General features: G+C 40.7%; 13 protein-coding genes. 5 read left to right on the plus strand and 8 right to left on the minus strand.

The window, feature by feature from the left end:
- Nucleotides 1–55: 55 nt before the first annotated feature.
- On the minus strand, nt 56–445 hold the full coding sequence (locus tag GXP67_RS18210; RefSeq protein WP_162444447.1) for a DUF8785 domain-containing protein: 390 nt from the start codon (nt 443–445) through the stop codon (nt 56–58).
- Nucleotides 446–717: 272 nt separating this feature from the next.
- On the opposite strand from GXP67_RS18210, the gene GXP67_RS18215 reads away from it, so the two are divergent.
- On the plus strand, nt 718–1,146 hold the full coding sequence (locus GXP67_RS18215) for a hypothetical protein (protein ID WP_162444448.1): 429 nt from the start codon (nt 718–720) through the stop codon (nt 1,144–1,146).
- Nucleotides 1,147–1,247: 101 nt separating this feature from the next.
- Nucleotides 1,248–1,970 (plus strand): DUF4919 domain-containing protein, encoded by a 723-nt coding sequence (locus GXP67_RS18220; protein WP_162444449.1) that lies wholly within the window; start codon nt 1,248–1,250, stop codon nt 1,968–1,970.
- A gap of 13 nt (nt 1,971–1,983) precedes the next feature.
- Here the strand turns inward: GXP67_RS18220 and GXP67_RS18225 are convergent, their stop codons facing one another.
- From GXP67_RS18225 to GXP67_RS18235, 3 genes are all read right to left on the minus strand, one after another.
- On the minus strand, nt 1,984–2,640 hold the full coding sequence (locus tag GXP67_RS18225; protein ID WP_162442048.1) for an IS630 family transposase: 657 nt from the start codon (nt 2,638–2,640) through the stop codon (nt 1,984–1,986).
- Nucleotides 2,641–2,645: 5 nt separating this feature from the next.
- On the minus strand, nt 2,646–3,128 hold the full coding sequence (locus GXP67_RS18230; protein ID WP_197901563.1) for a helix-turn-helix domain-containing protein: 483 nt from the start codon (nt 3,126–3,128) through the stop codon (nt 2,646–2,648).
- A gap of 102 nt (nt 3,129–3,230) precedes the next feature.
- Nucleotides 3,231–4,094, minus strand: a complete 864-nt coding sequence (locus GXP67_RS18235; RefSeq protein ID WP_162444450.1) for a substrate-binding domain-containing protein — start codon at nt 4,092–4,094, stop codon at nt 3,231–3,233.
- Nucleotides 4,095–4,215: 121 nt separating this feature from the next.
- Here GXP67_RS18235 and GXP67_RS18240 point away from each other — a divergent pair, with 121 nt between their 5' ends.
- From GXP67_RS18240 to GXP67_RS18250, 3 genes are all read left to right on the plus strand, one after another.
- On the plus strand, nt 4,216–5,718 hold the full coding sequence (locus GXP67_RS18240; RefSeq protein WP_162444451.1) for a glycine--tRNA ligase: 1,503 nt from the start codon (nt 4,216–4,218) through the stop codon (nt 5,716–5,718).
- A 187-nt stretch (nt 5,719–5,905) separates the two neighbouring features.
- Nucleotides 5,906–6,811 carry a sulfate adenylyltransferase subunit CysD gene (gene cysD / locus GXP67_RS18245; protein WP_162444452.1) on the plus strand — a complete coding sequence of 302 codons (906 nt, stop codon included), beginning with the start codon at nt 5,906–5,908 and terminating at the stop codon, nt 6,809–6,811.
- A 497-nt stretch (nt 6,812–7,308) separates the two neighbouring features.
- Entirely contained in the window at nt 7,309–8,589 is a 1,281-nt protein-coding gene (locus tag GXP67_RS18250) for a cation:proton antiporter (RefSeq protein WP_162444453.1), read from the plus strand.
- Between the two features lie 26 nt (nt 8,590–8,615).
- Here GXP67_RS18250 and GXP67_RS18255 read toward each other — a convergent pair whose 3' ends face one another.
- The 4 genes from GXP67_RS18255 to GXP67_RS18270 all read right to left on the minus strand — a co-directional run bounded on the left by GXP67_RS18255 (nt 8,616) and on the right by GXP67_RS18270 (nt 12,946).
- Nucleotides 8,616–8,852, minus strand: a complete 237-nt coding sequence (locus tag GXP67_RS18255) for a hypothetical protein (RefSeq protein ID WP_162444454.1) — start codon at nt 8,850–8,852, stop codon at nt 8,616–8,618.
- 148 nt (nt 8,853–9,000) lie between these two features.
- Nucleotides 9,001–11,244, minus strand: coding sequence for a PQQ-dependent sugar dehydrogenase (locus GXP67_RS18260; RefSeq protein WP_162444455.1), 2,244 nt, complete (start codon nt 11,242–11,244; stop codon nt 9,001–9,003).
- A gap of 259 nt (nt 11,245–11,503) precedes the next feature.
- Entirely contained in the window at nt 11,504–11,902 is a 399-nt protein-coding gene (locus GXP67_RS18265; RefSeq protein WP_162444456.1) for a lipocalin family protein, read from the minus strand.
- Nucleotides 11,903–12,046: 144 nt separating this feature from the next.
- Complete coding sequence (locus GXP67_RS18270; protein WP_162444457.1) at nt 12,047–12,946, minus strand: bestrophin family protein; 900 nt, start codon at nt 12,944–12,946, stop codon at nt 12,047–12,049.
- Nucleotides 12,947–12,962: the final 16 nt, after the last annotated feature.

Genomic DNA, 12,962 nt, shown 5'->3' on the forward strand with positions numbered 1-12,962 from the left:
TTATAAAGAGAATGTTAATAAAAAAGCCTTTCGTTTATCGAAAGGCTTTTAATATCTACTGAGTTCTATTACCGTGATTAGGCGCTGTTTCAACCTTATAAACGAAGTATTTGGTTTCTCCCCGCCAGGAAAGCGTATAAAATTTTTCTTTATAATACAGTTTTACATGATCACCTGTCAAAGCAGCGTCTTCGAGTTGCTTAATGACTTCCTTCTCGCCATTGCTTACACTAAAATCCCACAAAGGAGAGGTATGGCTGCCATCTGTGGAGATGCCCCCTATATTGAGTTGACCCTCGTATGTTTTGATGAGAACTCCCCTGCGGCTTAGTTTGGCAATGGTGCCTGCCCGGTTGCCTTCACTATAATTGCCGAATAAAAAGTACGAAAGGATGGCCAGTGCGATAATTACAATGCCAAGAAAGATGAATTTGACGGTTCTCATAGGAGGTTTAAATTATGGCACATAATACAAAAAAAAGCATATAACAGGCTACATGGTTACAATATTTAAACGGATGAATCTGCTAGAGAAGAACTGTAAATAGATATTAATGTTTTACATAGGTATTTACTATTTCGGTCATCATATCTTTTAGTTTCCTATCCTTGCACTTTGCCATAAGCAGATGTTGAAGAAAATTTTTATACCAGAAGGTTACTTTCTTTTATTCTCACCATTACTGCTAAAACATCCTCTTATCATTCTAAACAACAATGAAATTTACATTCGTCCGCGTATTTGTTTTAACAATCATCTTTTTTGTTGCCTTCACATTTTCTCTTTCAGTATCAGCACAGCAAAAATCCACCTCTATCGAAGGGTACTGGAGTGGCCAGGGGTATCAGTTATACCTGCAACAAGGTATGTTCCTGTTCCAGACGGAAGGAAATACAGCCATTTCTGGCGTATACCACCTGGAAAATGGGTATCTGTTGTTAGGTGATTCACAACAGCCATTGGTGTATAAAGTGGAGAGAAAAGGAAATACCCTGGAATTATTAGGTGCTGAAACAGAAATACACTTACAAGCCGATAAACACACCGTTCACCGGAATATTTTTATGGGAACCATTTCCCAGATCGGCAGAGAAAATGCTCAAAGTGAAGCTTCTTCTCAGTTGCCAGAACACTATTTCAATTAACATTGATTCATAAGGATATTCCATAGAAGTTATCCTACTCAACTTGCTTATTACCCTACATTAATTTTCTAATTTTTAAATCTTCCAATCAATTAATTCTTATGAAAAAGCTTGCTTATTTTTTATTAGCCCCAGCTTTATTATTCATTAGTTCTGTTACACACGCCCAGCAAATTGGCAGCTTTAGTCTGGAAGAAATCCAAAAGCAGGTTTCTGACCCGAATGGTAAATATTACCATACAACCTTGCTGGAAAAATTCAATAAAGACCAGGAACTGGATACCGAATCTTTGGTGATGTTGTATTATGGCTTCAGTACCTTGAGCGACTATAAGCCTTATGAAAGCTGGCTACTGGAGAAAGAATTGCTAAAAGTAGAAAAAGGCAAAGAAGATGCTTCAACCGCAGCATTGGCTGATTCCTTGCTTAAAATCAATCCGGTGTCATTACTGGCGCATCAGAAATTGTATCGTGCTCATTTAGATAGTGACAAGAAACTGGCCATCAAACACAAAGAAAAATTTGAAAGCCTCGGAAAAGCGATTAAGTACAGTGGCAATGGCCGTAAAATAGAAACTGCCCCATTATTGATTTCTCCAGCCGATAAGTTTGCCTATTTCAATTATATGGGCATGACCTTGCGGCCGAAAGAGGAAATTCTGGAAGAAAATAGCAAAATATACAATGTGGTGTATTATGCCAATCCGGCCAGTCCAGTATTGACCAACAAGTGGTACTTCGACAATACAATTCCCTTTACCAAAGAAAACAAGCTGAAATCTGAAATCACGGTGATGATTGCAGAAAAAGCTGCTAGTAACTAGTAGTCTATAAACATTAAATAGTCGGGTATAGTTTTTTGAGTTTAACCCTGGCATCTTGATTGGTGAACTGCCAATTAGCTTTTACTGCTTTGTTATTTCTGCTCTCCTGCCAGGCGCTTAGCTGTTTTATTAACTCATCCTCTGTGGCAATGTGCCTGTCAAGGCAATCTCTTTGTAACACTGATAGCTCTATTTCTGCCATATTGAGCCAACTGCCATGAGCCGGGGTAAAGATAAACTCTATCCTGTCTAAATACGCTTTAGCTTTCTCAGGTTGATAAAGTTCATAAAAAGCACTTGGTTTGTGAGCCGACAAGTTATCCTCTACTAAAGTGATTTTCTCGCATGCTTTGTAAGTAGTATCCAACAACCGGCTTAGAATCTTTACCCAGGTGAAACGGTTGTGGTTTTGCTCCACAAAACAATATCGTTTACCGGCTAATGGCTCAAAGACCATATAGATATCACGCACTCCATGTCTTGTATAGATACTGTCCTGATACTGTTTTCCATCTTTGCCTATGAAGTGTTTGCTTTCAATAAGTTGTTTGGGTGATTCATCCAAAGTGACCAGCAGCTGCTTTTCATCATATGGCCTTTCATAGACTGAAATCACTTTTTCCATTTGATAAACAAACCCTGCATTTTGTTTAGGGGGGATCACCCACATGGGCCTCAGCCAAGGCTTAAGCTCATTTTTTTTAACAGGCTTGCCACACTCGTATGGGAAATGGAGTCAATCACCTTGAGTTCTACTAATCTGTCTGCCAGCAGTTGCAGTTTCCATTTTGCCTGTCCTTGAGGCGGCTCACTACAGACTAATGCCAGCAGATGCGCTTCTACCTTCCCATCTATCTTTTTGTCGCTTCTTAATTTTCTTGTTTTCTTATCAAACATGCCCATGCCCTGCTCACAAAAACACTTACGGATACGCTCCACACTTCTGGTAGATAATTTATAAGTTTCTGCCAACTCAGTCTCACTTTGCCTGCCTGTTGTTTCATCGCTGGCTAACAGCACATAGGCTTTTTGAATATCTTTGGCCTTTCGGCTGCCTTTATTTATCCAACTACTTAAGATCCTTCTTTCTTCAGCACTGAGGGTAATTCGATAAATGACCATGGCTTTTTTGATCAAATTACCTAATTTACCTGACATCTTATATTTTATGAACTACTAGTAAATAAATATAAAACAGGTATATACTATTGTAACTTGAACTGGTTTATTGCCACGCCTCTAAAGGCGTGGCATTTACATTTATACCTGGATATACACTTCTTCCGGCTTTGCTTGCCTGTCAATGAGATGTAAGCGGTACAAGGTATCAACTACCTCAGTCAGGATTTTTGGTGAAAGTTGGCTATTTGATGCCCACTTTGTATGTGCAAACCAGGCAGTTGCATCGTCGGGCTTTATGCCAAAGCGTTCTGAAACCATTCCAGGTGCACTTTTATTTTGCATAAATTCTCCATTTGCCTGATAGATGGTTTGTAATACCTTTTGTAACGCTTCTTTTCTAGTAGCAATTACTTCGTTTCTGGCAGCAATCACAAAACAAGGCCAGGGTGTAGGGCATTCTCCCACTCTGCGGAATTCACCATTGTCTACAAAAGGCTGGGTCATAAATCGCTCCCACATAAATACTTCTGCTTCATTGTTGCGGAAAGCTTCCCGGGCTCCCTGTAAATTACCTACGATCACTAATTGCTCTTCAGTAAGCGGCCATCCTCTCTGGCTGGTATCTACAAAAGCCATCAAATGTGACCCTGAACCCATCCGGCTAATAGCATAACGTTTTCCCTGAATATCTTCTATATTTTGTAAACCGGAATGTGCAGGAACATGTATGCCCCAAATTAGCGGCGATTCTACATACAAGCTTATAATTTTACTGGGATTGCCTTTTACAATATCGGCAACGATGCCTTCAGTGAGCAGTACTGCCAGATCGAGGCTTCCATTTCGCAAATCCCTGGTCATTTCGCCGGTGCCGCCAGGATATTCTTTCCACTCTATTTGTATGCCTTGGCCCTCAAAATCCCCCTGGCTGATTGCCTGGTGCCAGGGCAGGTTAAAATGTTCGGGTACGCCTCCTATTTTCAGTGTTTCAGTGGGTTTCATGGCTTTGAGTTGTTATAGATCATTCAAACGCAAACAACAAATTTTAAGTGATTTTTTTTGTTATCGACTTTCAAATTTGCAATTTTCCGCATTTTTAAAATTATCAGTTTATCTTTGCCCCATGACAACACCAGATAAAACCGTTACAAGCGAAAATATCTTCAAAAAAATTATTTCTCATGCCAAAGAATATGGATTTGTATTTCCTTCCAGTGAGATTTATGATGGATTGCAGGCGGTATACGATTACGGGCAATATGGCGTAGAACTAAAAAATAACCTCAAAACCCTGTGGTGGAAAAGCATGACCCAGCTCAACGATAATGTGGTGGGTATTGATGCAGCTATTTTTATGAATCCGCTTACCTGGAAAGCCTCCGGACATGTGGATGGGTTCAACGACCCCATGATTGATAACAAAGATTCTAAAAAGCGCTACCGGGCAGATAATCTGATTGAAGATAAAGCTGATGAATATGAGCAGGCTGGCGATGTAAAGAAAGCCAAGGATCTTCGTGCAAAAATGAATCAGTTGCTGGGCGCTAATGACCTGAAAGGGGTATATAATTTAATTGTGGAAGAAAATATCAAATGCCCGCTTTCTGGCACCGCTAACTGGACAGATGTACGGCAGTTTAACCTGATGTTTTCCACCAAAGTAGGTTCTGTAGCAGAAGAAGCCGATACCATTTATCTACGTCCGGAAACGGCACAGGGTATATTTGTAAACTTTTTAAATGTACAGAAAACCGGCCGGATGAAAATTCCTTTCGGTATTGCCCAGATCGGTAAAGCTTTCCGGAATGAGATTGTAGCCAAGCAATTTATTTTCCGGATGCGGGAATTTGAGCAGATGGAAATGCAGTTTTTTATCCGTCCTGGTGAAGAAATGAAGTGGTATGAACAATGGAAAGAAACCAGGTTCCGCTGGCACCAGGCGATCGGCCTTCCGGCTGAAAAACTCAAATACCACAAACATGAAAAACTGGCCCATTATGCCAATGCTGCGGTTGATATTGAATTTGAGTTCCCATTTGGCTTTAAAGAGATAGAAGGCATTCATTCACGAACTGATTTTGATTTAACCGAACATCAGAAGCTGTCGAAGAAGAAAATGCAGTATTTTGACAATGACCTGAATGAAAATGGTAAGCCGTATGGAAATTATGTTCCCTATGTAGTAGAAACCTCTGTGGGTGCCGACCGTTTATTCCTGGCTACTTTATGCAATGCCTACACGGAAGAAACCGTAGGAGAGGGCGATCAGCAAAAAGAACGTATTTACCTGAAATTACATCCGGCTCTGGCGCCAATAAAAGCTGCTATTTTTCCACTAGTCAGGAAGGATGGATTGGCTGAAAAAGCACAAATGATCTTCAATTTACTTAAGTACGATTTTAATGTTATTTACGAAGACCGGGATGCCATTGGTAAACGATATACCCGTCAGGATCTGATCGGAACGCCTTTCTGTATTGCCGTAGATTATGAAACGATGGAGAATGATACGGTGACCATCCGTTACCGGGATACGATGGCACAGGAAAGAGTGAAAATTGATGAGCTAAGCCAAAAAATCGGCAATGAAGTATCGTTCAAACGTATTTTTGATAAATTATCTTAATCTTAATATAAATAAATGTTGATGTTAGATGAGTAGGTTATTTATTTCCCCAATATTTTATTGCCAGGCTGGTTCACATGTCGAAAATCAAATGAAATTGGAACGATGTTGTAGTTAGATACCAGGTACTTGTGTGTAACTCATTCCAGTTTTCAAATCTTTTAATCTTACAATTCGCAATTAAATAATGCAATCCTATAATTTATCTCACCTCAAACAATTAGAAGCAGAAGCCATTTTTATCATGCGCGAAGTAGCGGCGCAGTTCGAAAAACCAGTATTACTTTTTTCCGGCGGCAAAGATTCTATAGTCATGGTTCGGCTTGCACAAAAAGCATTCTGGCCTGCTAAATTTCCCTTTCCACTGATGCACATTGATACCGGGCATAATTTTGAAGAAACCCTTGCTTTCCGCGATAAACTTGTGGAACAAACTGGTGCCCGTCTCATCATCCGCAGTGTTCAGGATTCTATTGACAAAGGCCGGGCTGTGGAAGAAAAAGGGCTAAATCCAAGCCGTAATTCCCTGCAAACCATTACCTTACTGGATGCTATTGAGGAATTTAAGTTTGATGCCGCTTTTGGTGGCGCTAGGCGCGACGAAGAAAAGGCCAGAGCTAAAGAGCGTTTCTTTTCTCACCGGGATGAATTTGGCCAGTGGGACCCCAAAAATCAGCGGCCGGAACTCTGGAATTTGTTTAATGGTAAAAAACATGCCGGCGAACATTTCCGGGTATTTCCCCTCTCCAACTGGACAGAAATGGACGTTTGGCAATACATTACGATGGAAGGCCTTGAAATTCCAAGTATTTATTTTACCCATAAACGCACGATTGTAAACCGGGGAGGCATGCTGCTGGCAAAATCCAATTACATCACCCTGCTCAATGGTGAATCATATGAAGAAAGACAGATTCGTTACCGTACAGTAGGCGATATGACAATTACGGGTGCGGTTGAATCAGATGCTGCTACGCTGGAAGAAATCATTCAGGAAGTTGCTTCGGCCAGGGTAACCGAAAGGGGTAGCAGGGCAGATGACAAACGTTCGGAAGCGGCTATGGAAGACCGGAAAAAGCAGGGCTATTTCTAATAGTATAAACCTCTTAAGTTAACATTATTTAAAACCCGCAAGTTAAATAAACACTTGCGGGTTTATTTATATAATTCTATAACCACCTGCATAGCATCTTTCCGGTTTCTGCATGTATGGATATTATCAGGATAGATTCTGCTGGCAACAGGAATTACCTGTTTTACCTTCCTGAGAATATGCTCTGTAGGAAGATGAATTATCAGGTGGAAAAGGAGTTAGCCTTCATCCATTCAATATATAGAACCTTTGTTAATATTGTTCTGGCCGGATATCCTTGGTTTTATAGCTGTTAGCTTTAGATTAAACTAATTTTAAGAAACACGATTCCTGCAATATTTCGGAGCAGTCTCAGGCTGGAAGCCTTCAGTAACTTTTTGGCTTGTTTTTACGTCCCTCTATCATTGGATGCAAATGCAACAGACACTCTCTTACTTTTTACATACCAAGCGCCTTGCAACCAGTATTTCTGAAAGTATTGCTTACCAGTCACCTGAATGGACCCTTATATACTTGTAATTACTATTATTGGCCTGGCTGCCTTAGGCATGACCTGGCTTCCCAACTGGCTGGCAGAATTACCTTTGTCTTATCCTATTTTATACCTATTGCTGGGTATATTATTATATAGTTTGCCTTTAGAATTACCTGATCCGGATTTAAAGAAAGAAGAAAGCTTTGTAGTTAGGTTGACAGAATTGAGTGTAATTATTACGCTGATGGGTACAGGCATTAAAATCAACCGCCCTTTTAGCTTAAAAAAATGGAGTATTCCTCTCCGGCTGGTAACGGTTACCATGATTGTAACAATTGCTGCTGTAGCGTTTTTCGGCTGGTGGGCACTTGGTTTGGTTCCGGCATCTGCTATTTTATTAGGGGCAGTACTGGCACCTACCGACCCTGTTCTGGCCGGAGATGTACAGGTAGGTCCGCCCAGTGAAGAACAAGAAGACCATGTACGGTTTTCATTAACGGCCGAAGCCGGTTTGAATGATGGGATGGCTTTTCCTTTTACCTGGCTGGCTATCAATCTGGCTATTGCAGCGGCAACCAGAGAGCAATGGCTTGATAACTGGTTTCTAAAAGATGTATTATATAAAATCACTGCAGGCGCTGGTATGGGTTACCTGATGGGAAGACTTCTGGCTTTTGTGGTATTCCGTTTGCCTAAGATTTCTAAATTTCCGGAGGCAAAAGATGGTTTTCTGGCTTTATCGGCCACCCTGCTTGTGTATGGGCTTACCGAAATGATTCATGGATATGGGTTCATTGCTGTATTCGTAGCCGGCCTGACCTTAAGCAGCCGGGAGCGGCAACATAAATACCACAAAGAGTTACATGATTTTACTGACCAGGTAGAACGTTTACTTATGGTGATTGTGCTCATTCCCTTTGGCGGAAGTTTACTGAAAGGCTTACTAGATGATCTTACCTGGCCTGGCGCTTTACTAGGATTAGGCCTGTTATTTATTATCCGCCCTTTGGCGAGTATGTTAGGATTGATAGGCACAGATGTGAACTTAAAAGAAAAACTAGCCATAAGTTTTTTTGGAATCCGGGGAATAGGCTCTTTTTACTATTTAGCCTTTGCCTTTTACCAAACAAGCTTCACCCAGGCAGGAGAGCTGTGGTCAATTGTGAGTTTTGTAGTAGTAGTTTCTATTGTACTGCATGGCATTACCGCTTTTCCGGTGATGCGCTACCTCGACCTGCGCCGGCTGAAAGAAGAAAGGGCTAACAGAAAAACTGCCAGCCCTATTATCAATGAAGTTAAATAATACTAAAGTATATTACGTATTTGCTCTTAGTGTTTATGTCCGTGATGATCGTCATTTTTTTTGGTAACGGAAGTGGCAATAAAAAAAGCAATGGCCAATAACACCCAGGTTCCGGCGAAAGCATATCCAAACGAAGGATTTACATTATCATTACAGCCAGACAAACCTATCGTACTCATCAGCAGGGCAAGTACAGCTATAAATTGTTTCAGACTACTTTTGGCAGTATTTATTTTTTGTAAAAACAGAAACAGTGATTTCATCAGTGATCGGATAAAGTCTAAGGAAATGAAAGCTACAAAGGTAGAAATTATCAGCATATGAAAGCTACAAATTATTAAGATTTCTCTGGTTTATTCAACAGATCTGTTCATACGCCTTTTATATTTCCAGTAACTAATAGTTTCTTCATTAATTTACCTTAACTATTCTGTACGTACTTATCTTCTTATCCCCAAATACCTGCAAAATATAAGTACCAGCTGGCAGTGTTTCTCCTAATTTTATTTCTTCATTTGAAAATGCGCCAGTTGCTTCATATACTACTATTCCTTGCAGATTAGCAATACGTATGGTAACAGGCTCAAGTTGAGTATCTACTTGCAGGTTAATATAACCTGTAAATGGATTTGGATATACTCGTTGATGCTGATAACCATATGCCTGATTTACTACTTCTTCTTCACTTGCTATTCTGGCAATTGAACTTCCGGCGGTAGTAAAGCTAGTGGTTCTACCCCAGTTAGGGGATAGGTTGGTTTTAACTCTGGCATAGTAAGTTTGGCCCAAAGCCAGGTTGGTGAAGTTGATAATCCGGCTGGCCGAAGTCTGCACCAAAGCAGTCCCTGTGAAAGTAGCATTGGTATTGAGTTCAATGGTATAACTTGTCGCTCCAGGTACAGAATTGGCTACATACGCTGGAGAGGTCACACCGGTAGTTCCGTTGCTTGGGCTGGCCAGGTAGGCATAACTTTCGGCTGTACCAGTGGTAAAGGTGGTTGTTCTACCCCAGTTAGGGGATAGGTTGGTTTTAACTCTGGCATAGTAAGTTTGGCCCAAAGCCAGGTTGGTGAAGTTGATAATCCGGCTGGCCGAAGTCTGCACCAAAGCAGTCCCTGTGAAAGTAGCATTGGTATTGAGCTCAATGGTATAACTTGTCGCTCCAGGTACAGAATTGGCTACATACGCTGGAGAGGTCACACCGGTAGTTCCGTTGCTTGGGCTGGCCAGGTAGGCATAACTTTCGGCTGTACCAGTGGTAAAGGTGGTTGTTCTACCCCAGTTAGGGGATAGGTTGGTTTTAACTCTGGCATAGTAAGTTTGGCCCAAAGCCAGGTTGGTGAAGTTGATAATCCGGCTGGCCGAAGTCTGCACCAAAGCAGTCCCTGTGAAAGTAGCATTGGTATTGAGCTCAATGGTATAACTTGTCGCTCCAGGTACAGAATTGGCTACATACGCTGGAGAGGTTATTCCGGTAGCACCGTTAGCTGGACTTACCAGATAGGAGATGATAGTGGCCTCATCCGTAATTTTATAAATTTTTCCATTGCTATAATTACATACATATAACTCTCTTTGATCATCTTCACCAAAAGAAGAAATCTGACCAGGAAATTTTTGCAATAAATTATTAGATATCGTACTATCGGCAAAGTTAGCACTACCAACCCAAATATTACCGCTACCAAAATCCCCGTAAATATATTTCCCATATAAATAAGGAATTTTTCCGCGATATACATAACCACCTGTAACAGAACTGCCCTGGGTTCGGTCGTACTCATAAACTGGGGGGATTAAATTTGTATAACTACTACAATCTGTATTAGGAGCGGGATTATAACAGAGGCTACCTTCTTTTAAACGCCATCCGTAATTACCTCCTTTTATAATGACATTTATTTCTTCCCGCTGCCCCTGGCCTACATCTCCCAATACAATAAGACCAGTAACCGGGTCAACACTAAATTTCCAGGGATTACGTAAACCATAGGCGTATATTTCTTTACGGACCCCTGGAACTGCAATAAGAGGATTATCGGCTGGAATAGCATAGTTTAATCCAGGTGATGTTCTGTTTATATCGATCCGGAGCATTTTACCTAAGAGGACCGTAAGGTTTTGTGCATAATTGTTAGGATCACCAGAACTGCCGCCATCCCCTGTCGAAATATAGAGATACCCATCTTTACCGAAAGCAATTTTTCCTCCGTTATGGTTGGAATAGGGTTGAGGATACGTTAGCACAATAAGTTCACTGGCAGGGTCTGCTACATTTGGATTGGTAGGGCTTACCTTAAATCTTGAAATAACACGGGCACTGTTAGGCGTTCTGTTATAACTGACGTAAAAATAACCATTTTGTCTGTATGCTGGATGAAAGGCAAGCCCTAATAATCCCCGTTCTCCGCCGGTTAGTACTCTGTTGGTCATATTGAGGAATACCGTGGAGGTTGCTGAAGCGCTATTAGGCATTACATAAATAACCCCGGTCTGCGATACTACAAATAATCGGTTGGAGCCGTCGCCAGCACCAGTTAACTCTACTGGCTGAGGAAAGGTTAATGCCGGAAAGGCATCCTTCATCACTAATTGTGCTTGTAGGGCATGATAAAATGATATGCATGTAAATAAGAGTAAAAGGTATTTTCTCATATAATTAAGTTTAATGTAGTAGATAGTAAATCAAGATGTAATTAATATACTGTAAATTTATTCAATAGTTATAACTTTTTTGTTAAGGCATATAAATAAGCTACATACGAACGCATGATATAAGCGGATTTCGACAGTTTGATTTTATTTTATCTCTAAATATACATCAAATATCTTTAGTATTGATATAACTACGCAAGTGAATAAAAGTTAAAAGGCCAGTTCAAACTGGCCTTTTAACTTTTATTTTACAAAAATTTTATTCTGCCTCCAGCGTCATTTCGGAGCCATCTCCAGCTTTGAGGCGAATCTTATCATCGCTTAAATCTACTACACTATGAGATTCAGTAACACTGGCACCTGCAAATTGTAAAGTCAGTAGTTTAGCCGCCGGATCATAGGTCCAGGTGCCTTCTGCATTGCCTTCTACTGCATTTGCACTAAAAGAACCATCGGAATTGAACCGCAAAACATCTCTTTTTTCAGCGTCTGATACGTCTTCTTTTTTGCCTTCTGCGTTTCTGGCTTTCACTACCCGCCAGGTTTTGGTACCATCTCCGTAAAATTCTTTTCTGGCATCTTCGCCTTTCTTTTCGCAACTGCACAACATGATGCAAATGCCTAACATCCACACAACAATAGATTTCTTGGTATACATAAGAGCTTTGGTTAAGGTTAATTTGTATTCGCTCTTTGTATGTACGCTAACTATCCTACAGAGTTGCTTGTTTTATTCGTTAGCCAATAGTTAATTATCTGTCATTAAAGTTATTGCCCATATTGATTAATTCATTACCAATACCTAATGACCAGTAACGAGTGAGCGATGAGTATTTGAAAGGATTTCTCTTACGTTGTGTTTAATGCGAAGTGCCATTTCTTCCATGGGAAGGTCATTGGAATCAACCCCAAAAGGTTCTTCTATTTCTTCGGCAATGAGTTCGATACTCACCAGTACATAAAACACAAACATTACAACCGGTATCGTCCAGTATTGAAAGGAGGTAATAAACCCTAAAGGCATCGTCATGGTGTAGATGAAGATAAATTTTTTCATAAACAGGCTGTAAGAATAGGGGATTGGTGTATTCTTAATCCGTTCGCAGGCACCCACAATATCGGTAAGCGCTTTTACTTCCTTGTCCAGAATAATAAACTGATCCCCGGAAATTAACTGGCGGCGGTAGAGTTGGTTACATTTAATATATATCGCTGTAGCAATGATGTTAGGCACATGTTTGGCTTTTTCAAGTTCCTGCAGCGGAAGTTCTTGCATTAATTCAAGCTCCGCCAGATTTATTTTTCCCCGCAAATGTCCTTTCATGGCATATACATAATTGGTTATGTATTTAGAAAAAAACTGGCGGTTGTGCAGATCATCTTCTGGCAAAAAAGCCTGGATTTTCATGGCCATATTCCGGGTTTCGTTGATCAAAGCACCCCATAGCTTACGGCCCTCCCACCACCGGTCATAGGCTGAATTGGTACGGAATACTAGAACCAGGCCCAGCACTATACCCAGCAACGAATGTACAGTGGTGGTTGCCCCATCCCTCCACTCAACTACTTCAAGCTCTAAATAGGTAAATCCGGCTGTGTATAAGCCGATCAATATCATGCTGGGCAGCAGAATACGAAAGGTATCGCTGCGGTGAAACTGGAAGATCAGGGAAAACCATTTTTTGGGATTATACTTAATCATAAGGGCATCAATAGTT

The organism is Rhodocytophaga rosea, from assembly GCF_010119975.1.
In the GTDB taxonomy this organism is placed as follows: Bacteria; Bacteroidota; Bacteroidia; order Cytophagales; family 172606-1; genus Rhodocytophaga; species Rhodocytophaga rosea.